This is a genomic window from Metabacillus sediminilitoris (assembly GCF_009720625.1).
Taxonomy (GTDB): domain Bacteria; phylum Bacillota; class Bacilli; order Bacillales; family Bacillaceae; genus Metabacillus; species Metabacillus sediminilitoris.
Window position 1 is genome coordinate 230939 of the sequence record NZ_CP046266.1, and the last position, 22651, is coordinate 253589.

Here is a 22651-nt window from a genome sequence, read left to right on the forward strand (position 1 = left end):
GCTTTATGAGCAGTGTTTTTCTTTATAAAAAAACCAACATTGATTCAATAATTTGATTTGATAACGATTTTTTTCATAAAATGCTCGCTGCATTTGATTTTGTAACCATGATGGCATTGATCATTCCTCCTTATTTATTATCGCAAATTAACGGGCAGTCATTCACTACTTTAAGACGTAGAGGGTCTGATGTAGACTGGGGGGCTGGCCGTATATGCTTATTATTATTTATAATAATCAGTGGATAAAGAAACTTCCTACTATAGAAGTCTCGCTTTATAATGGAGTATGGGTGTTTATAATGTATGCGGATTGCTAGTACAGAGTTACTAAAAGTTGGGGGAATCAATAATGGATGATATGAAGCTTCAACAACTTGTTGAAGAAATATCCTTGAACTATTTTCATAAACCATTTAATCATCAAGTGACCTTTAATAAAAGACTTAGAACGACTGGAGGAAGGTATCTATTAAGAAGTCATAATATAGATATTAATCCAAAATACTATATCGAACATGGTCTAGAAGAAATAATCGGTATCATTAAACATGAATTATGTCACTACCATTTACATTTAGAGGGGAAAGGATATAAACATGGAGATAAAGATTTTAAAGACTTGCTAAAAGAAGTCGGAGCACCAAGGTTTTGCAAACCTCTAAAGAAAGAAATAAAGTCAAATAGTGCTCCCCTCATTTATAAATGTAAAAGCTGTTCGCTTATTTATAAAAGGAAGAGAAAGGTAGATACTACTAGACTTGTCTGTGGAAAATGCGGAGGGAAAATCTATCTTTATAAAAAGGGTTGACGCGGAATAGTATGCTGTGATAAATTATAAAAGCCGTCGCTGATGGGACTTAATTATTAAGAATAAGTCTTGACAGGACAAGATGCCCTTTATATAATAAAGGAAGTCTGTAATGATTATTCCGCAGTAGCTCAGTGGTAGAGCTATCGGCTGTTAACCGATCGGTCGTAGGTTCGAGTCCTACCTGCGGAGCCATATGGGGAAGTACTCAAGTGGCTGAAGAGGCGCCCCTGCTAAGGGTGTAGGTCGCGTAAGCGGCGCGAGGGTTCAAATCCCTCCTTCTCCGCCATATATTATATTACGGCCCGTTGGTCAAGCGGTTAAGACACCGCCCTTTCACGGCGGTAACACGGGTTCGAATCCCGTACGGGTCATATCATATCGTGGAAAAACAGGAAGTGGGCACTTGTGAGAACAATGCACAAAACTCACCTCCTATTTATTTCCGTAAAATTCAACATTTGGTCCGGTAGTTCAGTTGGTTAGAATGCCTGCCTGTCACGCAGGAGGTCGCGGGTTCGAGTCCCGTCCGGACCGCCATTCAAGTTATTGGTAAAAAATAACGCTTGAGTTGATGGAACAGATATGATAATATTAAATTCTTGTTATTTCAAAGGAAGTTTTAATAAGTGGTTGTGGTGATTGTTCACGGGAGTGAAATCACGCAATAATTTCAATGGGCTATAGCCAAGTGGTAAGGCAACGGACTTTGACTCCGTCATTCGTTGGTTCGAATCCAGCTAGCCCAGCCATTATTAGAGCCATTAGCTCAGTCGGTAGAGCATCTGACTTTTAATCAGAGGGTCGAAGGTTCGAGTCCTTCATGGCTCACCATATACACACCTTGCGGGTGTGGCGGAATTGGCAGACGCGCTAGACTTAGGATCTAGTGTCCTTGTGACGTGGGGGTTCAAGTCCCTTCACCCGCACCAAAGGTTTTTTCGCGGTCGTGGCGGAATGGCAGACGCGCTAGGTTGAGGGCCTAGTGGGGGCGACCCCGTGGAGGTTCAAGTCCTCTCGGCCGCACCAAAAGAAATAAAAAAGATGTTGACTTTGATGTTAAGAAGTGTTATGATATAAAAGTCGCTTCTCAATAACGGCGAACTTAGGATGCAAGTTAAAATGCGCCCGTAGCTCAATTGGATAGAGCGTTTGACTACGGATCAAAAGGTTAGGGGTTCGACTCCTCTCGGGCGCGCCATAATGACGGGAAGTAGCTCAGCTTGGTAGAGCACTTGGTTTGGGACCAAGGGGTCGCAGGTTCGAATCCTGTCTTCCCGACCAGACTTGTCGTAATGCGGGTGTAGTTTAGTGGTAAAACCTCAGCCTTCCAAGCTGATGATGAGGGTTCGATTCCCTTCACCCGCTCCAAAAAATGATCTTTGAAAACTAAACAAAACCAAGCGTGCCAACGTTAATTTCGATTAACAAAACGTACTATATAGTACAAAAATTATGAGCTACATCAACTCTTTATTGGAGAGTTTGATCCTGGCTCAGGACGAACGCTGGCGGCGTGCCTAATACATGCAAGTCGAGCGAATCTGAGGGAGCTTGCTCCCAAAGATTAGCGGCGGACGGGTGAGTAACACGTGGGTAACCTGCCTGTAAGATTGGGATAACTCCGGGAAACCGGAGCTAATACCGGATAATATTTCGAACCGCATGGTTCGACATTGAAAGATGGCTTCGGCTATCACTTACAGATGGACCCGCGGCGCATTAGCTAGTTGGTGAGGTAACGGCTCACCAAGGCGACGATGCGTAGCCGACCTGAGAGGGTGATCGGCCACACTGGGACTGAGACACGGCCCAGACTCCTACGGGAGGCAGCAGTAGGGAATCTTCCGCAATGGACGAAAGTCTGACGGAGCAACGCCGCGTGAACGATGAAGGCCTTCGGGTCGTAAAGTTCTGTTGTTAGGGAAGAACAAGTACCAGAGTAACTGCTGGTACCTTGACGGTACCTAACCAGAAAGCCACGGCTAACTACGTGCCAGCAGCCGCGGTAATACGTAGGTGGCAAGCGTTGTCCGGAATTATTGGGCGTAAAGCGCGCGCAGGTGGTTTCTTAAGTCTGATGTGAAAGCCCACGGCTCAACCGTGGAGGGTCATTGGAAACTGGGGAACTTGAGTGCAGAAGAGGAAAGTGGAATTCCAAGTGTAGCGGTGAAATGCGTAGAGATTTGGAGGAACACCAGTGGCGAAGGCGACTTTCTGGTCTGTAACTGACACTGAGGCGCGAAAGCGTGGGGAGCGAACAGGATTAGATACCCTGGTAGTCCACGCCGTAAACGATGAGTGCTAAGTGTTAGAGGGTTTCCGCCCTTTAGTGCTGCAGCAAACGCATTAAGCACTCCGCCTGGGGAGTACGGTCGCAAGACTGAAACTCAAAGGAATTGACGGGGGCCCGCACAAGCGGTGGAGCATGTGGTTTAATTCGAAGCAACGCGAAGAACCTTACCAGGTCTTGACATCCCACTGACCGGTATAGAGATATACCTTTCCCTTCGGGGACAGTGGTGACAGGTGGTGCATGGTTGTCGTCAGCTCGTGTCGTGAGATGTTGGGTTAAGTCCCGCAACGAGCGCAACCCTTGATCTTAGTTGCCAGCATTCAGTTGGGCACTCTAAGGTGACTGCCGGTGACAAACCGGAGGAAGGTGGGGATGACGTCAAATCATCATGCCCCTTATGACCTGGGCTACACACGTGCTACAATGGATGGTACAAAGGGCTGCAAGACTGCGAAGTCAAGCCAATCCCATAAAACCATTCTCAGTTCGGATTGCAGGCTGCAACTCGCCTGCATGAAGCCGGAATCGCTAGTAATCGCGGATCAGCATGCCGCGGTGAATACGTTCCCGGGCCTTGTACACACCGCCCGTCACACCACGAGAGTTTGTAACACCCGAAGTCGGTGGGGTAACCGTAAGGAGCCAGCCGCCTAAGGTGGGACAGATGATTGGGGTGAAGTCGTAACAAGGTAGCCGTATCGGAAGGTGCGGCTGGATCACCTCCTTTCTAAGGAAAATGAGGCACACTTGGTTTTTGTTTAGTTTTGAGAGATCATTCTGATCTTTCTTTAATATGTTCTTTGAAAACTAGATAACGATAACAATTCAAGTAATTCACTGAGTTTAAACGCTTAGTTTAGTGATTCTCTTAATAATTGATTAAAACGACATCAATGATGTCAAAGGTTAAGTTGTTAAGGGCGCACGGTGGATGCCTTGGCACTAGGAGCCGATGAAGGACGGTACTAACACCGATATGCTTCGGGGAGCTGTAAGTAAGCTTTGATCCGGAGATTTCCGAATGGGGGAACCCACTGCTCGTAATGGAGTAGTATTTTCACCTGAATACATAGGGTGATAAAGGCAGACCCGGGGAACTGAAACATCTAAGTACCCGGAGGAAGAGAAAGCAAACGCGATTTCCCAAGTAGCGGCGAGCGAAACGGAATTAGCCCAAACCAAGAGGCTTGCCTCTTGGGGTTGTAGGACACTCTATACGGAGTTACAAAGGAACGGAGTAAATGAAGAGGTCTGGAAAGGCCCGTCAAAGAAGGTAACAACCCTGTAGTTGAAACTTCGTTCCCTCCAGAGTGGATCCTGAGTACGGCGGGACACGTGAAATCCCGTCGGAAGCAGGGAGGACCATCTCCCAAGGCTAAATACTCCCTAGTGACCGATAGTGAACCAGTACCGTGAGGGAAAGGTGAAAAGCACCCCGGAAGGGGAGTGAAAGAGATCCTGAAACCGTGTGCCTACAAGTAGTCAAAGCCCGTTAATGGGTAATGGCGTGCCTTTTGTAGAATGAACCGGCGAGTTACGATCCCGTGCAAGGTTAAGTTGATGAGACGGAGCCGCAGCGAAAGCGAGTCTGAATAGGGCGAAAGAGTACGTGGTCGTAGACCCGAAACCAGGTGATCTACCCATGTCCAGGGTGAAGTTCAGGTAACACTGAATGGAGGCCCGAACCCACGCACGTTGAAAAGTGCGGGGATGAGGTGTGGGTAGCGGAGAAATTCCAATCGAACTTGGAGATAGCTGGTTCTCTCCGAAATAGCTTTAGGGCTAGCCTTGAAATTGAGAGTCTTGGAGGTAGAGCACTGATTGGACTAGGGGCCCCCATCGGGTTACCGAATTCAGTCAAACTCCGAATGCCAAAGACTTATGTTCAGGAGTCAGACTGCGAGTGATAAGATCCGTAGTCAAGAGGGAAACAGCCCAGACCACCAGCTAAGGTCCCAAAGTATACGTTAAGTGGAAAAGGATGTGGAGTTGCTTAGACAACCAGGATGTTGGCTTAGAAGCAGCCACCATTTAAAGAGTGCGTAATAGCTCACTGGTCGAGTGACTCTGCGCCGAAAATGTACCGGGGCTAAACGTATCACCGAAGCTGTGGATTGTTCTTACGAACAATGGTAGGAGAGCGTTCTAAGGGCTGTGAAGCTAGACCGGAAGGACTAGTGGAGCGCTTAGAAGTGAGAATGCCGGTATGAGTAGCGAAAGAGGGGTGAGAATCCCCTCCACCGAATGCCTAAGGTTTCCTGAGGAAGGCTCGTCCGCTCAGGGTTAGTCGGGACCTAAGCCGAGGCCGAAAGGCGTAGGCGATGGACAACAGGTTGAAATTCCTGTACCACCTCCTCACCATTTGAGCAATGGGGGGACGCAGAAGGATAGGGTAAGCGCGCTGTTGGATTAGCGCGTCCAAGCAGTTAGGCTGACAACGAGGCAAATCCCGTTGTCGTAAAGGCTGAGCTGTGATGGCGAGGGAAATATAGTACCGAAGTTCCTGATTCCACACTGCCAAGAAAAGCCTCTAGCGAGGTGAGAGGTGCCCGTACCGCAAACCGACACAGGTAGGCGAGGAGAGAATCCTAAGGTGAGCGAGAGAACTCTCGTTAAGGAACTCGGCAAAATGACCCCGTAACTTCGGGAGAAGGGGTGCTTTTTCAGGGCTTGCCCTGCGAAAAGCCGCAGTGAATAGGCCCAGGCGACTGTTTAGCAAAAACACAGGTCTCTGCGAAGCCGCAAGGCGAAGTATAGGGGCTGACGCCTGCCCGGTGCTGGAAGGTTAAGGGGAGAGGTTAGCGCAAGCGAAGCTTTGAACCGAAGCCCCAGTAAACGGCGGCCGTAACTATAACGGTCCTAAGGTAGCGAAATTCCTTGTCGGGTAAGTTCCGACCCGCACGAAAGGCGTAACGATCTGGGCACTGTCTCAACGAGAGACTCGGTGAAATTATAGTACCTGTGAAGATGCAGGTTACCCGCGACAGGACGGAAAGACCCCGTGGAGCTTTACTGTAGCCTGATATTGAATTTTGGTACAGCTTGTACAGGATAGGTAGGAGCCTGAGAAGCCGGAGCGCTAGCTTCGGTGGAGGCGTCGGTGGGATACTACCCTGGCTGTATTGAAATTCTAACCCGCAGCCCTTATCGGGCTGGGAGACAGTGTCAGGTGGGCAGTTTGACTGGGGCGGTCGCCTCCTAAAATGTAACGGAGGCGCCCAAAGGTTCCCTCAGAATGGTTGGAAATCATTCGTAGAGTGTAAAGGCACAAGGGAGCTTGACTGCGAGACCTACAAGTCGAGCAGGGACGAAAGTCGGGCTTAGTGATCCGGTGGTTCCGCATGGAAGGGCCATCGCTCAACGGATAAAAGCTACCCCGGGGATAACAGGCTTATCTCCCCCAAGAGTCCACATCGACGGGGAGGTTTGGCACCTCGATGTCGGCTCATCGCATCCTGGGGCTGTAGTCGGTCCCAAGGGTTGGGCTGTTCGCCCATTAAAGCGGTACGCGAGCTGGGTTCAGAACGTCGTGAGACAGTTCGGTCCCTATCCGTCGTGGGCGTAGGAAATTTGAGAGGAGCTGTCCTTAGTACGAGAGGACCGGGATGGACGCACCGCTGGTGTACCAGTTGTCTTGCCAAAGGCATAGCTGGGTAGCTATGTGCGGAAGGGATAAGTGCTGAAAGCATCTAAGCATGAAGCCCCCCTCAAGATGAGATTTCCCATAGCGTAAGCTAGTAAGATCCCTGAAAGATGATCAGGTTGATAGGTCAGAGGTGGAAGCGCGGTGACGTGTGGAGCTGACTGATACTAATCGATCGAGGACTTAACCTAATATAATGCGTTAAACAAAGTGAATTGAATTGTGAATCGTTATCTAGTTTTGAGGGAACATCCTTCAACTTAATAATTATTTGGTGACGATGGCGAAGAGGTCACACCCGTTCCCATGCCGAACACGGAAGTTAAGCTCTTCAGCGCCGATGGTAGTTAGGGGTTTCCCCTTGTGAGAGTAGGACGTTGCCAAGTAGTTATTATAATTAAATGCAAATAAAATATTTATTTACTTTTATTGTCGCGGGGTGGAGCAGTCCGGTAGCTCGTCGGGCTCATAACCCGAAGGTCGCAGGTTCAAATCCTGTCCCCGCAACCAAAATGGTCCGGTAGTTCAGTTGGTTAGAATGCCTGCCTGTCACGCAGGAGGTCGCGGGTTCGAGTCCCGTCCGGACCGCCATTATATGATTAATATACGAAACAAACATGTTTCGTTTTTTTTATGTCTTTTTTTAGTATACATCTTACATTTTGATAAGAGTAAAGTTAGAACAAGTAAAACTTGGATAAACTATGACTATAAGCTAAACTATAAGTAGAGATAACTCCTTAGGAAAAAGATTCCTAAGGTTTTTTCATAAACTTATTCATAAAGGAAACGATGGGAAGGCAATGGACGAATTTGATTTTATTAATAAATTGAAGTCAAGCTGTCACTTTCATCAAGATGTGAAAGTAGGTATCGGTGATGACGCAGCTGTGTATAAAACTTCAGAACATACACATCAGGTAGTTTGTGTGGATACGATGGTAGAAGGGGTTCACTTTCTTAAGCATGTTTCTACACCCGAGGAAATTGGATATAAGGCACTAGCTGTAAATATAAGTGATATCGCCGCAATGGGGGCAATTCCACTTTACTATTTAGTTTCTATTGCTATCCCATCTAGTTGGAAAGAGCAAGAGCTTTTAAACCTCTATCAGGGGATGAAAGAGTTAGCAAATGAGTATGAGATGGACCTATTAGGCGGTGATACTGTCTCTACAGCTGATAAACTTGTTGTAACAGTTACAGTAATCGGTGAAGTTAATGCCAATGTCCAAACGCTTAGAAGTAATGCAAGAGATGGTGATATTGTTTTTGTTACAGGGAATGTTGGTGACTCATCAGCAGGACTAGCGCTTTTATTGGAGCATGTAACCTTGAATAATAAGTCCCATAAAGAGTATCTTATTCAACGTCACAAGCGACCAACCCCACGAGTAAAAGAGGGACAATTCATTGCAAAGCTAGAAAGAGCATCACTAAATGATATTAGTGATGGATTAGCTAGTGAATTAAATGAAATTTCAGAGGCAAGTCAATTAGGAATTACGATTAACGAGGCTGACCTTCCTATTAGTGAAGCATTACTAGAATTAGGAACATCTCATGAACTAAACAAGTGGGTTTTATTTGGCGGTGAGGATTTCGAGTTGGTTGGAACTACTTCTCAAGAATCATGGGAAAAATTAAGAAATGAATGTGAAGATCAATCGATCTCAGTCACAAAAATTGGCACAGTAACTAGTGATCATTCTTCTGTACGAATGGTAACAAAAGATCATAATACGATTACTCTTGAGAAATCAGGGTATAATCACTTCAAAAGGTAAGTTAGGTGAAATGTAGTGGCAGAGTACGAATTCTTAACAAATGAGTCAAGTGAGACGGTTAGAATAGCTAAAAGATTATCAGAGTTATTAGGTAAAAGTGATGTTGTTACACTTGAGGGTGATTTAGGTGCAGGAAAAACAACTTTTACTAAAGGGTTAGCATTAGGTCTAGGCATTAAAAGGAATGTCAACAGTCCTACCTTTACGATCATTAAGGAATATAAGGATGGAAGATTGCCTTTATATCATATGGATGTCTACCGTGTAGAGGATGCTGATGAGGATTTAGGCTTTGATGAATACTTTCACGGAGATGGGGTCACTGTGGTAGAATGGGCACATCTCATTGAGGATCAACTACCAAAAGAGCGATTAGATATTCGAATCCTATATGTAAATGAATCACAAAGAAAAATTATGATGACTCCATATGGTACTCATTATCTTGAAATATGTAAGGAGTTAAGCAATGAAAGCACTAGCAATTGATACCACAAATAATGTGTTAGGGATCGCACTGGTCGAGGAAGAAAGAGTAATTGGGGAATATATTACAAATTTAAAAAAGAACCATTCTGTTCGGGCAATGCCTGCTATTGAGCAATTATTAAATGATTGTGATGTTAGTCCAAAACAGTTAGAAAAAATAATTGTTGCTACTGGGCCTGGTTCATATACAGGTGTTCGGATCGGTGTATCAATTGCTAAAACAATGGCATGGTCTCTTCAAATACCGATTGTTGGTATTTCGAGCCTAGAAGTTCTAGCAGCAAATGGCAGATTTTTTTCGGGGTATATCTCTCCATTATTTGATGCGCGAAGAGGTCAGGTGTATACAGGATTATATCAGTATACGAATGAAGGTTTAGTAACAATAGAAGCAGATCAAAATATTTTATTAGTTGATTGGCTTTCAATGCTTAAAGAGAAAAATGAAAGAATATTATTGTTAGGAAACGATGTAGTCATACATAAAGAATCTATTGTACATATTTTAGGTACTATGGGTGAAATTGCACAGGTCGTACATAATAATCCGAGACCTAGCGAATTAGGGATAATTGGTTTAAATCGGGAAGCACAAGATGTTCATTCTCTTGTTCCAAATTATATCCGACTAGCTGAAGCAGAAGCAAAATGGCTAGAACAGCAAAAGTAAGATGGTGGGGAACTTGGATAATAGGTTTAAGATAAGAAAAATGCAAAGAGAAGATATTGATGAGGTTTATGAAATAGAATTACTGTCATTTTCTACACCATGGTCTAAGGAATCTCTATATTATGAACTTGAGCAAAATTTATTTGCAAAATATTTAGTGGTTGAATGTGAAGAAAAAGTAATCGCCTACTGTGGTCTATGGGTAATTATGGATGATGCGCAAATAACTAATATAGCCGTTCACCCTGATTTTCGAGGAATGAAAATTGGTGAAGGTTTACTAACATTTTCACTTCAGTTAAGTAAAGAAATGGGTGCAAAACGATTGTCATTAGAAGTGAGAGTTTCCAATCATATTGCTCAATCTCTCTATACTAAGCTCGGTTTTGAGGCTGGAGGAATTAGAAAGAGATATTATACGGATAATCAAGAAGATGCTTTAGTAATGTGGGTGAATTTAGGATGAAACAGACAAATCAATATATTTTAGGTATTGAAACAAGCTGTGATGAAACAGCAGCAGCCATTATTAAAAATGGTCATGAAATTGTAGCGAATGTAGTGGCTTCACAAATTGAAAGTCATAAGCGATTTGGCGGTGTGGTACCAGAGATTGCTTCAAGGCATCATGTAGAACAATTGACCATTGTTTTTGAAGAAGCAATGAAACAAGCTAACCTTGGTTTTGGTGATCTTACAGCGATTGCAGTTACAGAAGGACCTGGTTTAGTGGGGGCTCTTTTAACAGGTATAAACGCGGCTAAGGCATTGGCGTTTTCACAAGATCTCCCACTTATAGGTGTCCATCACATAGCAGGTCATATTTATGCAAATCGACTCTTAACTGAGATGGAATTTCCATTACTTGCTCTTGTCGTTTCTGGTGGCCATACTGAACTTGTTTATATGAAAGAACATGCTCATTTTGAAGTTATAGGTGAAACTTTGGATGATGCTGCTGGTGAAGCATATGACAAGGTTGCAAGAACGTTAGGTCTTCCATATCCAGGTGGTCCACATATTGATCGATTAGCACATGAAGGTGAGGCAACAATTGATTTACCAAGAGCCTGGTTAGGGGAAGGTTCATTTGATTTTAGCTTCAGCGGACTAAAATCTGCCGTTATCAATACGCTTCATAATGCTAAGCAAAAAGGAATTGAGTTAGAGGCAAAAGATGTTGCTGCGAGCTTTCAAGCAAGTGTTATTGATGTTTTAGTAACAAAAACAGCACAAGCTGTGGATAAATATCAAGTTAAGCAACTTTTATTAGCAGGTGGTGTTGCTGCAAATAAAGGTTTGCGTGCAGCACTAGAAAAGGAATTTTCCTCTAGAGAAGGATTGAAATTGGTCATTCCACCTCTATCTCTATGTACGGATAATGCAGCAATGATTGCAGCTGTAGGCAGTATTCTATATGAAAAAGGGGTTAGGAGCGATTTAGCTCTAAATGCTAATCCTGGGTTAGAATTACCCTCTTTTTAGACTTTCGATTATTCGGAAGTCTTTTTATTTTACGACACTAGACCAAAAGGCACTCATGGGAAATTTCTATACCTTATGTCTATGAGGTTAAGGAATCGCTCTCATTTAGTTATAAACATAGTTATCCACAAAATATGCACGATTTTTGTAGAATTGTGTAAAACAACGAAAATTCCTGTCATATCAATACTACTAGGGGGTGTGAATAACTAGGACAATTTTTAATAAAATTGTGGATAATGTGTATAAGTCTGTTGATATGTTGAAAATAAAGGTACTGTGATGTGGATAAAAAATGATAAAAATATAAAGAAATACACAATGTGACAAAAAAATTAAACATAAAAAAACAGCGAGAAATTCGCTGTTTTTTTAGTGCAATTGCTCCCATTCATTCATCAAATTCTCTAATTTGGCCTGAAGTAGATCGTTTTCAGTATTAATTTTTTGTACTTCTTCATGATTTTGGTAGATATCAGGATCACAGAGAAGAGCATCATTTTTTTCTACCTGCTCCTCAATTGTTGCAATTTCATCTTCAATTTCTTCAATTCTTCGCTGCTTTTGTCTTTCTTGCTTCTTTAATTCCTTTTCTTGTTGATAAGACAGTTTCGCTTCTTGTTGAGGTGAGGCCGCCTTTTGCGAAGATTTATCCACAGGTTTTTGCTCTAAACGCAGAAGCTCTAATTGCTCCTCTTTTTTTGTCATGTAATAATCATAGTCCCCAAGGTATTCCTTGAGATTATCACTTGAGAGTTCAAATATTTTTGTAGTAATCCTGTTAATAAAGTACCTGTCATGTGATACAAATAAGATCGTTCCCGGATAATCAATAAGAGCATTTTCCAAAATTTCTTTACTATCTAAATCAAGATGGTTTGTCGGTTCATCAAGGATAAGAAAGTTAGCATTTTGAAGCATCAGCTTTGCTAGGGCAAGTCTAGCCTTTTCGCCACCACTTAGTGTTGAAACTGGCTTTAAAACATCATCTCCAGAGAAGAGGAAATTTCCTAGTACCGTTCTGATTTCCTTTTCGGTCTTCTGTGGATAATCGTCCCAAAGCTCATCTAACAATCGTTTATTTGATGTAAGGTCTGCTTGTTGTTGATCATAATAGCCAATTTGAACATGAGAGCCAAGGGCAAAAGTTCCAGACAAAGCATCTAGTTTTTGAACAATCGATTTAAGTAATGTAGATTTACCAATCCCATTAGGACCAATTAGAGCAATGCTATCACCGCGGGAAATCGAGAAGGAAATATTTGAAATAATAGGATGCTGCGAATCATATGAGACAGATATGTTCGTGGCCTTTAGTACATCATTGCCACTTTGTCTCTCAATATCAAATTGAAAGTTGGCTGATTTTTCATCGCCCAACGGCTTATTCAGTATGTCCATCTTTTCTAATTTTTTTCTTCTGCTTTGTGCTAACTTTGTTGTTGAAGCACGTGCTAAATTTCGCTGAATAAAATCCTTTAGTTTAGCTACTTCTTCCTGTTGTTTTTCATAGGTTTTGAGCTCTTTTTCATAGTTTTCTGCTTTGTATTTTAAGTAACTGCTATAATTGCCAATATATTTTGTGCTCGTTTGACGACTAATTTCGTATACTTGTGTTACAATTTTGTCTAAAAAGTATCTGTCATGCGAAACAATTAAAATAGCTCCTGAGTAATTTTGCAAGTATTGTTCAAGCCATGTTAATGTTTCAATATCTAAATGATTCGTCGGTTCATCTAAAATTAGCAGGTCTGGGTTTGTTAACAGTAATTTACCTAAGGCAAGTCTGGTTCTCTGGCCGCCGCTTAATGAGGCTATTTTCGTATCGGAATCAAATGTACTGAATCCAAGACCATGAAGTACTGATCGGATATCTGCTTCATATTGGTAGCCGCCGCTTTCCTTGAATTTTACTTGCAAGCTATCATATTCCTTTAATAGCTGTTCGAATTTCTTTGATTCTAATGCGGGATCAATAATAGCCATCTGTTGTTCTAGGTTTCTCATCTCTTTTTCCATGGACTGAAGCTCTTTAAAAACTAAATTCATTTCATCCCAGATTGATAATTGAGATTCTAGCCCAGTATCTTGAGCTAAATATCCAACAGAAACATCTTTCGGCTTGATTATTTCACCTGAATCATGTGACATGTACCCAGCAATAATTTTTAAAAGAGTAGATTTTCCAGCTCCATTACGGCCAACAATGGCAATCTTATCTCTTGTTTGTACTTCAAGCTTAATATTCGTTAGAATAGGATCAGGACCAAAATATTTGCTAAGTTGATTTATTTGTAACAATATCATTGTATTCACCTCTATCAATGCCTTTAGTTTAGCTTAATAGGAACCAATGGGCAACAATGATACATATGATTTCTCTTAAAAAACAACGATAAAATAGAGATATGAGAGAGATTTATAAATTTAATCAATTGTCACAATAACAAACAGACAGATAGTAAAAAATAGTGTATAGTCTACGTATAAGGGGATTTGTATATGTCAGAATTTACCCATTTCAATGATCAAGGCAGAGCCAAAATGGTTGATATCTCTGCGAAAGAAACAACAAAGAGAACTGCACGTGCAAAAACGAGCATCCAACTAACTGAAGAGGTATATAAAAAAATCACTAATCATGAAATTGGTAAAGGTGATGTTCTTTCAGTTGCTCAAGTAGCAGGTATTATGGCAGCAAAACAAACAGCTAATGTCATTCCAATGTGTCATCCAATTCCCATTAAAGGTGTAGATATTGAGTTTGAATGGAAAATAGAAGAAAGTAATTATGAATTAATGATCACTTCAACTGTTAAAACAACAGGGAGTACAGGTGTTGAAATGGAAGCGTTAACTTCTGCAAGTGTTTCAGCTCTGACAGTTTATGATATGTGTAAAGCTGTAGATAAAGGAATGGTCATAGGTCCTACCTATTTAGTAGAAAAAACCGGAGGAAAAAGTGGTGACTTCCATCGGGTAGATAAATGATGTATCATAAAGAATTCTAAATGTATGAAGTGTTCTTATGCCTGCTGTCGAATCTGGACAAGGCGTTTACGCATTTTCTAAAGGATTTAAGGTAATAAACTAGACTGAGTTTTTATGTCTAGCTCAAGCACCCAGCATCTTAGGGTCTTAAGTCACCCATAAATTGAAGGTAAAGAACACCTTCTAGTCATGTACGTGTCTTATGCCTTTTGGGCTAAACAAGGCACTTCGCATTTCTTAAAGGATAATTAGTTTAAGGTTTTAGACTTAGTTTTCATGTCTAGCTCCAGCGCCTAGCCACTCGGGGTCATAAGCCACGCATGAATTGAAGGTAAAAAGCATCTTCTATTCATGCGCGTCTTATGTCTGTCGTGGCTGAACAAGGCGCTTACGCATTTCTAGAGTGAGGGATAAGAGTGAATGAATATTGAACAATCTAAAATACCTCAGGCAACTGCTAAGCGTTTGCCTTTGTACTATCGATTTTTAAAAAATTTACACTCATCAGGAAAACAGCGGGTTTCATCTGCTGAATTAAGTGATGCTGTAAAGGTTGATTCTGCAACAATACGGAGAGATTTCTCCTATTTCGGTGCGTTAGGAAAAAAGGGATATGGTTATAATGTTAATTATTTGTTATCCTTTTTTAGAAAAACATTGGATCAAGACGAAATGACAAAGGTATGTTTAATTGGTGTAGGGAATCTAGGAACTGCCTTTTTGCATTATAATTTCACAAAGAATAATAACACTGTTATTTCACTTGCATTTGATGTAGACACCGAAAAAGTTGGAGAAGAAATAGGTGGGGTACCAGTCTTTCACTTAGATCAACTTGAAGAGATACTACCTGAAGATGTGACTGTTGCGATATTAACGGTACCGGCTCCAGCTGCTCAGGCGATTACAGATCGGCTGATAACAAAGGGGATTAAGGGGATCTTAAACTTTACACCTGCAAGGTTAAATGTTCCAGATGATATACGGATCCATCATATTGATTTAGCAGTGGAACTTCAGTCACTTGTTTATTTTTTAAAGCATTATCCAAATGAAGATAAATCTTAAAATTATTTAAGGGAGGTGGATCTCCATGCTAACACTTGGATTCGGAGCATCAATGGGATTTGGTAGCCTATTATTAATCGCATTTGTAGCATTGCTTATTTTTGGCCCTAAAAAATTACCTGATTTAGGTAAAGCAGTTGGGAGTTCGTTACGTGAATTTAAAACTGCAACAAAAGGCTTAGCAGATGATGAAGATGATGATGTAAAAAAGATCGAAAAAAAGGAAGAAGTCAAGTAAGATAGGATGAATCCGATATGAAACATAATGAAATGTCGGTCATTGAACATATTACAGAGCTTAGAAAACGACTGATCATTGTTGTCGTTTTCTTTTTCATAGCTGTAATAGCTGGCTTTTTGCTTTCAAGACCGATTATCGTTTATTTACAACAAACAGATCAAGCTAGGAATTTAACACTAAATTCCTTTAATCTAACAGACCCTTTAATGGTGTATATGCAATTTGCATTTATTATTGCATTTATCATTACGTCACCTGTCATTTTGTATCAACTTTGGGCATTTGTTAGTCCAGGTTTATATGAAAAGGAAAGACGTGTTACTTTAAGCTATATTCCACTATCACTTTTGTTATTTCTAGCGGGTATTTCCTTTTCCTATTTTATTTTGTTTCCGTTTGTCGTAGATTTCATGGAAAAGATCTCAAATGATTTAGAAGTAAATCAAGTGATTGGAATCCATGAATATTTCACGTTTTTATTACAGCTAACCATCCCGTTTGGGCTGCTGTTTCAATTACCAGTCGTTATTATGTTTCTGACGAGATTAGGAATTGTTACGCCAATGTTTCTATCAAAAGTAAGAAAATATGCATACTTTGTTCTGTTGGTCATTGCCGCACTAATCACACCGCCAGAATTAACTTCACACTTAATGGTGTCAATACCATTATTTATCTTATATGAAATTAGTATTTGGGTATCTCGAATTACGTATCGAAGAGCTCAGAAGCTGCGGTTTGAAGAGGAGAATACAAAAAATGAGACTGGATGATCAGTCTCATTTTTTCGCATTTACTTTTTTTAATCTTCTAGATAAATTAAACATTCTAATGGCAACACCGATATCGAAGGTTGCGATGATCATTAGGATGATTGTTGGAAATGAAAAAATTCCATTTTCAGCACTGTTAATAGCTAAGTAGGTAAACAGTAACCCCATCGTTAAATAAAAAATTCCCATGGAAATAGGGTTTGTTCTCATGATAAAAAGCCTCCAATTATTAGTTGCACGTGTTGCTCTAGTTGCATGTCCTCATATTGCTTCATCATTTTTTCAATATCTTCACGGAAAACGGTTTGAATTAATATGACTAGTGTATTCATCGTTACATGTGCCAAGATCGGAACTATGATTCGATTTGTTTTCACATAAAGAAACGCAAAGGTAAAGCCCATTGATGCATACAAGAGAAGATGATGCGGCTCACCGTGTAAAAGTGAAAAGATAATTGAACTGATGAGAGCTGCTATGAAAAAATTTGTTCTGATATATAAGACGCCAAATAGTATTTTACGAAAAATGATCTCTTCTAAGATAGGTCCTATTATAGAGGTAACAAGAATGAGCACCGGTGTAACCTCTATTACATTCACAAGCATTTGCGTGTTTTCAGATCCAGGATCTACCCCAAATAGATTAATTTCAATACTAGCTGCAAAGACTTGGGAGAAATATGCTAAAAATACGCCACCAATCGACCAACCAATTGTCGCCAAAACCGATGAAGGTTTCCCTCGCAGCAGTCTTACCTCTTTACGATCATTTCTTAGTAAAAAAAGAATAATAAGAAACGCAAGTGTAAAGCTAAAGATGGTCCAATAACCAAATTTTTCAGTGGTCGTTTCCCCTATATGTAAATAATTTAATATGCTGATTCCGACTATACCTGATAGTTGCATAAGCATATATGTTAATAAAATAAACCAATACTCTTTTTTCATGTAAACCTCCTTTAAAAAACGTCCCCATTACTATTTGCATTTTTCTACATGATGATGAGCGAATGAACGAAGAATTCTAAATGAAATTCTTCTGTTCTTTTACAGATTTATTGTATCATACCTTGATATGAACATATGTATGATAACGTTTAAGAATTAGTTTAAATGATGAAAAGACAAGACTTATGAAAACGCCCGAAAAAAATTTTAACTTCATACTTGAAATTGAAAGAGATCTTATATAATATATTAATTGTGTTAGCACTCAAGGTTATTGAGTGCTAATAAAAAGGAAAAATAATCATTTTTTAAAAGAATTTGAGGAGGTTGTTTCACTTGTTAAAGCCATTAGGTGATCGCGTTATTATTGAGTTAGTTGAATCAGAAGAAAAAACTGCTAGTGGTATCGTCCTTCCAGATAGTGCGAAAGAGAAGCCACAAGAAGGTAAAGTAGTAGCTGTTGGTACAGGTCGTGTATTAGATAGTGGAGAAAAAGTAGCTCTTGAAGTAGCAGAAGGCGATCGTATTATCTTCTCAAAATATGCAGGTACTGAAGTGAAATATGAAGGTACTGAATACTTAATTTTACGTGAAAACGACATTTTAGCTGTTATCGGATAATCGTTACAGCCCATACCATAGAATCATTTTTAAAACTTTGAGGAGGTTATGTAAAAATGGCAAAAGATATTAGATTTAGCGAAGAAGCTCGTCGTTCAATGCTACGTGGTGTTGACGCATTAGCAGATGCTGTAAAAGTTACATTAGGACCTAAAGGACGTAACGTCGTTTTAGAAAAGAAATTCGGTTCTCCTTTAATTACGAATGATGGTGTGACAATCGCGAAAGAAATCGAATTAGAAGATGCTTTCGAAAACATGGGTGCTAAGCTTGTTGCAGAAGTAGCGAGCAAAACAAACGATGTTGCTGGTGACGGTACAACTACTGCAACTGTTTTAGCTCAAGCTATGATCCGCGAAGGATTAAAAAACGTAACTGCTGGTGCAAACCCAATGGTAGTTCGTAAAGGGATTGAAAAAGCTGTAGCTGTTGCATTAGAAGAGTTACAAGCAATTTCTAAACCAATTGAAAGCAAAGAATCTATTGCTCAAGTTGCAGCAATTTCTGCAGCTGATGAAGAAGTAGGTCAATTAATTGCTGAAGCAATGGAACGCGTTGGTAACGACGGTGTTATCACAATCGAAGAATCTAAAGGATTCTCTACTGAACTAGAAGTAGTAGAAGGTATGCAATTCGACCGTGGTTATGCATCTCCATACATGGTAACTGATTCTGACAAAATGGAAGCAGTTCTTGATAACCCATATGTATTAATCACTGACAAAAAAATCACAAACATTCAAGAAATTTTACCTGTATTAGAACAAGTTGTTCAACAAGGTAAACCACTAGTATTAATTGCTGAGGATGTAGAAGGTGAAGCATTAGCTACTTTAGTAGTGAACAAACTTCGCGGAACATTCAATGCAGTAGCTGTTAAAGCTCCAGGATTCGGTGACCGCCGTAAAGCAATGCTTGAAGATATTGCGATCTTAACTGGTGGTGAAGTAATCACTGAAGATTTAGGTTTAGACCTTAAATCTGCTAATATTACTCAATTAGGCCGCGCTTCTAAAATTGTTGTAACAAAAGAAAACACAACAATTGTTGAAGGTGCTGGTGAAGCGGATAAAATTTCAGGTCGTGTATCTCAAATCCGTGCTCAATTAGAAGAAACAACTTCTGAATTTGACAAAGAAAAATTACAAGAACGTTTAGCTAAATTAGCTGGCGGTGTTGCAGTTGTTAAAGTTGGTGCTGCAACTGAAACTGAATTAAAAGAGCGTAAACTACGTATCGAAGATGCTCTTAACTCTACTCGTGCTGCAGTAGAAGAAGGTATCGTTGCTGGTGGTGGTACTGCTCTAGTAAACGTATATAACAAAGTAGCTGCAATTCAAGAAGAGGGTGACACTCAAACAGGTGTTAACATCATCCTTCGTGCTCTTGAAGAGCCAGTTCGTCAAATCGCACACAATGCAGGTCTTGAAGGATCTGTTATCGTTGAGCGCTTGAAAAACGAAAAAGCTGGCATTGGATTCAATGCTGCAAACGGTCAATGGGTAAACATGATCGATGCTGGTATCGTTGACCCAACGAAAGTAACTCGTTCTGCACTTCAAAACGCAGCTTCTGTAGCAGCTATGTTCTTAACAACTGAAGCTGTTATCGCTGACAAGCCTGAAGAAGGCGGCGGCGGCATGCCTGACATGAGCGGCATGGGCGGCATGGGTGGAATGGGCGGCATGATGTAATCAACATCATTAAGCCTTGATATATAGGGGTTTTTAAGTGGAATAAAGATAAATGCTCATAATTTGCTCATAGTAAGCAAAAAATGCTCACTTTTTTCATAAAAAACCATCTAATCAGAGAAGGTCTTTCATCAGTTTACTAAACTGGTGGAAGGCCTTTTCTTTTATTTTGGCTGTTATATGAATAAATGTTCATTGGTTTTTGAAATAACCTCTGTATTACTTAAACAATGGTGAATCTCTTTTATTGTAAAATTAAAAAAGCATGAGCCCATTTCAATTCGAACTCACGCGTTGAGAGATGTTAAAAAACCTATATTTAATTTTAAGGGCAAAACCTTAAAGAATCACTTTTAAAATGTTTTAATTATTGTTTCTGTTTAATTATTTTCAATTAACTTATTTAGCTGTTCTACTTCTTTTCGAATACTAATGGTAGGTTCCCATGAATCGATAAGGTTGATAGCCTTTAGATTTGATTTTAGCGCTTTTGTATAATCTCCTTTGTGTAATAACAATTGGGCCATCCCATAGTGAAAATAAATTAACTCAATTTGATTCGCCTTATTTTTGTCATAGAGAATACGATCAAAAGCTGCTATTGCCTTTTCGAATTCGTCACAATTCACATAGGCGACACCAAGATGAAAATAGGCTTCAATCGTTTTTTCACCGCCATAGATAGAGCTAATTTCGTTGGCAGCTTCGTATAATTGAATTGCTTCTTCAAAATTTCTGTACAATAAGCATAGGTCTCCTCGAACTAATAAAACTCGATGCTGAATAATAGGTGTAGTCTGAACATCCTTTACTTTTTCTAAAATAGCTTCCGCTTTCTCTCGTTTGTTTGCTTTTAAAAAAAGTCGCGATTTTAAGGCAAGTCCCCAAACCTTTAAGTCGTAAACATCGGTATGATCAGAATTTAAATGCTCGAGTATTTGAAGACCGGCTTCGATTTGTTGAAGGGCTCCGTCCAAGTCATTGACTTCTATAAGTGCCCAACCTAATGTATCGATTCTAAAAAATGCTTCAAGCGTCTTTCTTTCTAATTGATTGGCATAATCAGCCGCTTTTAGGCCATATTCGATTCGTAATGGCAAGTTAATCCGACTTAAAAAATGACTTATCCGGGTGATGAGTTCAATTAATATCTCCTTTTTTTCAGCCTGACTTGACCACTCTAAAACCTTAAGGATGTTCGGCCATTCTTTCTTAATTTGCTCCAAGTCACGACCGAGAAGATAACTCCAATAAACAGAATTTGGCTGTTCCCGTTTTAAATGTGTTTCTAAGTAATGAATATAATATTTGCCCCATCGAAAGCGCGCTTCCTTTTCAAAATCTTGATTCTCAGACAAGTGTTGTTCGCCATAAGCTACGACAGTTTGATGTCCGAGATAATATAAATTCCCTTCAACACGTTCTGGCTGTATGAGGGCATAGGTCCGCATTTGTTCAACCGCATAATGAAACTTTCGAACATCTAATCCCGCAGCTGCAGCCCAGCTCTCTTCATCAGGAGGTTTGCTGAAAAAGCATAGCACCTGCCATAGTCGCTGGGTATTTTCATCACATCGTTTCCATGTGCGCCCGAAGAGGAAGTCAAAAAGTTCTAACAGGGAGTAGCCTGCTTTGCCTAGATCGTGAATTAGTTGCTGAGCTGGAATGTCATCATCTGAAATATACGCTATGCTTAGGGCCATCGCTTTAGGGTTTCCAGCGGTTGCTAAAATTAACTGATGCTTGATTTCAGGGGATATCGTTAATAACTGTTCGATTTTTTCTCGTTTCATTGGAGAATTACATGTTTGTAAGTAACGATGTATTTCATAAGAAAGAAAATCAAGAGCTTCCTCTTTTTCAAGGCCTTTAAGCTGAGTGGTCACCATTTCCCGAAAAGCATCCCTATATCTTAGATTTAAGTTCTCGCGAGATGTAAGGATGACCTTAACACCTTGTGGAAGGTTAGTAATGAATTCGTGTATTGCACTTTCGGCGGTATCGATGCTGTCTACAATAAGCAAAACAGGTTCATTCCTGGAATAATGAGCTAATGCATTCCGGACAACAAACCGTTTTTCATTAATTGATTTATCTATTTGTTCCACACGTCCGAGTTGGTAAGCAATTGTATTTAAAAAATCACTAAAGCTTAACCCTTTCCAATCCGCACTAACCCAGATGATACTTTTAAATGTTGGCCAACCTACGCCAACTCTAACAGTATCTCCGTAGGGGTCCCCAGCACAGGCATAGGCTACCTCAAGAGCAATTGTCGTTTTCCCCATACCTGCCCATCCGGTAATTAAACAAACTGGTGAAGGAGAAAGAAGCCACTGACGGATTGCTTCCACATCAAATCTCCGTCCGATAAAGTTGCCTGTCCAGCGTGTTGGCAAATTATGCGTTAATGGTTGTTCTTGATATGTATTCGTGTCACTGTCTTGTATATCGTGAAACAAACGTGTCACTACTTTTTCAATCTCTTCATCAAGAGGTGCACCGAATGACTCATCATTTCGTAACGTTTTTGCTTTTTTAAGACATGACGTTACCCATACAGGTAAGGCAGGTTTGATAACAGGTATCGTAGTGGTCTCGAGTAGTTTTATAAACCATTGAATATTCATATCCGTTTTTTCAAGAATGATCCAGAGAATCCCGAAAAGCTTTCCGTCGTCAATTCGTCCGGGAATATATTTTGCGCCCATCTGTCCAATCCAGCTTTTAATCGTGTTGGAAGAGACGCCTAGCTGGTAAGCAATTTTATCTAAATAAGATTGTCCTGAAGGATTAGTTTCATTTTTTTTTCTTCGAATCTTATAATCAGGATGGAGTTTTAATGACTTAACACCAGCAGATAACAGTTCCGCGAAATTTTTCTGATCTTCAAGTTCAGCCATAGTACCTACCCACCTCCTAATATTTTTATCCCATTCTTAACGGGCAGTAAGACTCCCACTTCAAGATTCGAGAGAAACAAAAAAGATAAGTGGGAGATCCGACGAAGGACAGGACGTCCAAAGATCAGGCAAGACATAAGGACGTGGCGTTTTATGCGTGATAAGTTTCGCTAACCATCAGTGGGGGATGAAGAAAACCCCCACTGATGGAAGTCTCACTTTATTTTACC

17 protein-coding genes, 13 tRNA genes and 3 rRNA genes are annotated in these 22651 nt (G+C 40.5%); 28 read left to right on the forward strand and 5 right to left on the reverse strand.

Features of this window, described 5'->3' with window-relative positions; all coding sequences use genetic code 11:
• Positions 1 to 3 precede the first annotated feature (3 nt).
• Positions 4 to 117: a cortex morphogenetic protein CmpA gene (cmpA, locus tag GMB29_RS01270; protein ID WP_136358426.1), complete on the reverse strand. Its 114-nt coding sequence runs from the start codon at positions 115 to 117 to the stop codon at positions 4 to 6.
• A gap of 234 nt (positions 118 to 351) precedes the next feature.
• Between cmpA and GMB29_RS01275 the strand changes: the two genes are divergently transcribed.
• From GMB29_RS01275 to tsaD, 22 genes are all read left to right on the forward strand, one after another.
• Positions 352 to 810, forward strand: a complete 459-nt coding sequence (locus GMB29_RS01275) for a SprT family protein (RefSeq protein ID WP_136358425.1) — start codon at positions 352 to 354, stop codon at positions 808 to 810.
• Between the two features lie 120 nt (positions 811 to 930).
• Positions 931 to 1005: transfer RNA gene (locus GMB29_RS01280), tRNA-Asn, on the forward strand.
• Positions 1006 to 1008: 3 nt separating this feature from the next.
• Positions 1009 to 1099 (forward strand) — tRNA-Ser (locus tag GMB29_RS01285).
• Between the two features lie 13 nt (positions 1100 to 1112).
• A tRNA-Glu gene (locus GMB29_RS01290) sits at positions 1113 to 1184 on the forward strand.
• Between the two features lie 89 nt (positions 1185 to 1273).
• Positions 1274 to 1350, forward strand: a tRNA-Asp gene (locus GMB29_RS01295).
• A gap of 137 nt (positions 1351 to 1487) precedes the next feature.
• Positions 1488 to 1562, forward strand: a tRNA-Gln gene (locus GMB29_RS01300).
• 6 nt (positions 1563 to 1568) lie between these two features.
• Positions 1569 to 1644 (forward strand) — tRNA-Lys (locus GMB29_RS01305).
• A gap of 12 nt (positions 1645 to 1656) precedes the next feature.
• A tRNA-Leu gene (locus GMB29_RS01310) sits at positions 1657 to 1742 on the forward strand.
• Between the two features lie 11 nt (positions 1743 to 1753).
• A tRNA-Leu gene (locus GMB29_RS01315) sits at positions 1754 to 1839 on the forward strand.
• Positions 1840 to 1934: 95 nt separating this feature from the next.
• Positions 1935 to 2011: transfer RNA gene (locus GMB29_RS01320), tRNA-Arg, on the forward strand.
• Positions 2012 to 2017: 6 nt separating this feature from the next.
• Positions 2018 to 2094: transfer RNA gene (locus GMB29_RS01325), tRNA-Pro, on the forward strand.
• Between the two features lie 13 nt (positions 2095 to 2107).
• Positions 2108 to 2181, forward strand: a tRNA-Gly gene (locus GMB29_RS01330).
• A gap of 102 nt (positions 2182 to 2283) precedes the next feature.
• Positions 2284 to 3833, forward strand: a 16S ribosomal RNA gene (locus GMB29_RS01335).
• Positions 3834 to 4010: 177 nt separating this feature from the next.
• Positions 4011 to 6940: ribosomal RNA gene (locus GMB29_RS01340) — 23S ribosomal RNA — on the forward strand.
• 79 nt (positions 6941 to 7019) lie between these two features.
• A 5S ribosomal RNA gene (gene rrf / locus GMB29_RS01345) occupies positions 7020 to 7135 on the forward strand.
• The 16S, 23S and 5S rRNA genes sit together here with 13 tRNA genes alongside, the layout of an rRNA operon.
• 47 nt (positions 7136 to 7182) lie before the next feature.
• A tRNA-Met gene (locus tag GMB29_RS01350) sits at positions 7183 to 7259 on the forward strand.
• Between the two features lie 4 nt (positions 7260 to 7263).
• Positions 7264 to 7340: transfer RNA gene (locus GMB29_RS01355), tRNA-Asp, on the forward strand.
• A gap of 212 nt (positions 7341 to 7552) precedes the next feature.
• Positions 7553 to 8536, forward strand: coding sequence for a thiamine-phosphate kinase (thiL, locus tag GMB29_RS01360; RefSeq protein ID WP_136358343.1), 984 nt, complete (start codon positions 7553 to 7555; stop codon positions 8534 to 8536).
• A 15-nt stretch (positions 8537 to 8551) separates the two neighbouring features.
• Positions 8552 to 9025, forward strand: coding sequence for a tRNA (adenosine(37)-N6)-threonylcarbamoyltransferase complex ATPase subunit type 1 TsaE (tsaE, locus tag GMB29_RS01365; RefSeq protein ID WP_136358345.1), 474 nt, complete (start codon positions 8552 to 8554; stop codon positions 9023 to 9025).
• Complete coding sequence (gene tsaB, locus GMB29_RS01370; protein ID WP_136358347.1) at positions 9006 to 9695, forward strand: tRNA (adenosine(37)-N6)-threonylcarbamoyltransferase complex dimerization subunit type 1 TsaB; 690 nt, start codon at positions 9006 to 9008, stop codon at positions 9693 to 9695. Before tsaE ends, tsaB begins: the two co-directional genes overlap by 20 nt.
• 13 nt (positions 9696 to 9708) lie before the next feature.
• Complete coding sequence (gene rimI, locus GMB29_RS01375) at positions 9709 to 10161, forward strand: ribosomal protein S18-alanine N-acetyltransferase (protein ID WP_136358349.1); 453 nt, start codon at positions 9709 to 9711, stop codon at positions 10159 to 10161.
• Complete coding sequence (gene tsaD / locus GMB29_RS01380; RefSeq protein WP_136358351.1) at positions 10158 to 11180, forward strand: tRNA (adenosine(37)-N6)-threonylcarbamoyltransferase complex transferase subunit TsaD; 1023 nt, start codon at positions 10158 to 10160, stop codon at positions 11178 to 11180. Before rimI ends, tsaD begins: the two co-directional genes overlap by 4 nt.
• Before the next feature lie 372 nt (positions 11181 to 11552).
• Here tsaD and GMB29_RS01385 read toward each other — a convergent pair whose 3' ends face one another.
• Entirely contained in the window at positions 11553 to 13487 is a 1935-nt protein-coding gene (locus tag GMB29_RS01385; protein WP_136358353.1) for an ABC-F family ATP-binding cassette domain-containing protein, read from the reverse strand.
• 195 nt (positions 13488 to 13682) lie between these two features.
• On the opposite strand from GMB29_RS01385, the gene moaC reads away from it, so the two are divergent.
• The 4 genes from moaC (at position 13683) to tatC (ending at position 16253) form a co-directional block, all read left to right on the forward strand.
• On the forward strand, positions 13683 to 14171 hold the full coding sequence (gene moaC, locus GMB29_RS01390; protein ID WP_136358355.1) for a cyclic pyranopterin monophosphate synthase MoaC: 489 nt from the start codon (positions 13683 to 13685) through the stop codon (positions 14169 to 14171).
• A gap of 420 nt (positions 14172 to 14591) precedes the next feature.
• A complete protein-coding gene (locus GMB29_RS01395) occupies positions 14592 to 15239 on the forward strand; it encodes a redox-sensing transcriptional repressor Rex (RefSeq protein WP_136358357.1) in 648 nt (215 codons plus the stop codon).
• Positions 15240 to 15264: 25 nt separating this feature from the next.
• Entirely contained in the window at positions 15265 to 15477 is a 213-nt protein-coding gene (locus GMB29_RS01400) for a twin-arginine translocase TatA/TatE family subunit (protein ID WP_319941459.1), read from the forward strand.
• A gap of 17 nt (positions 15478 to 15494) precedes the next feature.
• Entirely contained in the window at positions 15495 to 16253 is a 759-nt protein-coding gene (gene tatC, locus GMB29_RS01405; protein ID WP_136358359.1) for a twin-arginine translocase subunit TatC, read from the forward strand.
• 6 nt (positions 16254 to 16259) lie between these two features.
• Here the strand turns inward: tatC and GMB29_RS01410 are convergent, their stop codons facing one another.
• Positions 16260 to 16463 (reverse strand): YdiK family protein, encoded by a 204-nt coding sequence (locus tag GMB29_RS01410; protein WP_196305219.1) that lies wholly within the window; start codon positions 16461 to 16463, stop codon positions 16260 to 16262.
• Positions 16460 to 17203 (reverse strand): CPBP family intramembrane glutamic endopeptidase, encoded by a 744-nt coding sequence (locus GMB29_RS01415; RefSeq protein WP_136358364.1) that lies wholly within the window; start codon positions 17201 to 17203, stop codon positions 16460 to 16462. The genes GMB29_RS01410 and GMB29_RS01415 overlap by 4 nt, the downstream gene beginning before the upstream one ends.
• A gap of 336 nt (positions 17204 to 17539) precedes the next feature.
• On the opposite strand from GMB29_RS01415, the gene groES reads away from it, so the two are divergent.
• Together groES and groL are read left to right on the forward strand one after the other, a co-directional pair.
• On the forward strand, positions 17540 to 17824 hold the full coding sequence (gene groES, locus GMB29_RS01420) for a co-chaperone GroES (RefSeq protein WP_026561982.1): 285 nt from the start codon (positions 17540 to 17542) through the stop codon (positions 17822 to 17824).
• Positions 17825 to 17880: 56 nt separating this feature from the next.
• Positions 17881 to 19518 (forward strand): chaperonin GroEL, encoded by a 1638-nt coding sequence (gene groL / locus GMB29_RS01425; RefSeq protein WP_136358366.1) that lies wholly within the window; start codon positions 17881 to 17883, stop codon positions 19516 to 19518.
• Between the two features lie 380 nt (positions 19519 to 19898).
• Here the strand turns inward: groL and GMB29_RS01430 are convergent, their stop codons facing one another.
• Positions 19899 to 22421 (reverse strand): tetratricopeptide repeat protein, encoded by a 2523-nt coding sequence (locus GMB29_RS01430; protein WP_136358368.1) that lies wholly within the window; start codon positions 22419 to 22421, stop codon positions 19899 to 19901.
• Between the last annotated feature and the right edge of the window lie 230 nt (positions 22422 to 22651).

Bases quoted from the DNA above. Each gene is read 5' to 3' on its own strand.
- GMB29_RS01430 (WP_136358368.1), bottom strand. From the start codon at position 22,421: ATGGCTGAACTTGAAGATCAGAAAAATTTCGCGGAACTGTTATCTGCT.
- moaC (WP_136358355.1), top strand. From the start codon at position 13,683: ATGTCAGAATTTACCCATTTCAATGATCAAGGCAGAGCCAAAATGGTT.
- GMB29_RS01415 (WP_136358364.1), bottom strand. From the start codon at position 17,203: ATGAAAAAAGAGTATTGGTTTATTTTATTAACATATATGCTTATGCAA.
- tsaB (WP_136358347.1), top strand. From the start codon at position 9,006: ATGAAAGCACTAGCAATTGATACCACAAATAATGTGTTAGGGATCGCA.
- GMB29_RS01275 (WP_136358425.1), top strand. From the start codon at position 352: ATGGATGATATGAAGCTTCAACAACTTGTTGAAGAAATATCCTTGAAC.
- GMB29_RS01410 (WP_196305219.1), bottom strand. From the start codon at position 16,463: ATGAGAACAAACCCTATTTCCATGGGAATTTTTTATTTAACGATGGGG.
- groL (WP_136358366.1), top strand. From the start codon at position 17,881: ATGGCAAAAGATATTAGATTTAGCGAAGAAGCTCGTCGTTCAATGCTA.
- cmpA (WP_136358426.1), bottom strand. From the start codon at position 117: ATGCCATCATGGTTACAAAATCAAATGCAGCGAGCATTTTATGAAAAA.
- GMB29_RS01395 (WP_136358357.1), top strand. From the start codon at position 14,592: ATGAATATTGAACAATCTAAAATACCTCAGGCAACTGCTAAGCGTTTG.
- thiL (WP_136358343.1), top strand. From the start codon at position 7,553: ATGGACGAATTTGATTTTATTAATAAATTGAAGTCAAGCTGTCACTTT.
- GMB29_RS01385 (WP_136358353.1), bottom strand. From the start codon at position 13,487: ATGATATTGTTACAAATAAATCAACTTAGCAAATATTTTGGTCCTGAT.
- tatC (WP_136358359.1), top strand. From the start codon at position 15,495: ATGAAACATAATGAAATGTCGGTCATTGAACATATTACAGAGCTTAGA.
- GMB29_RS01400 (WP_319941459.1), top strand. From the start codon at position 15,265: ATGCTAACACTTGGATTCGGAGCATCAATGGGATTTGGTAGCCTATTA.
- tsaD (WP_136358351.1), top strand. From the start codon at position 10,158: ATGAAACAGACAAATCAATATATTTTAGGTATTGAAACAAGCTGTGAT.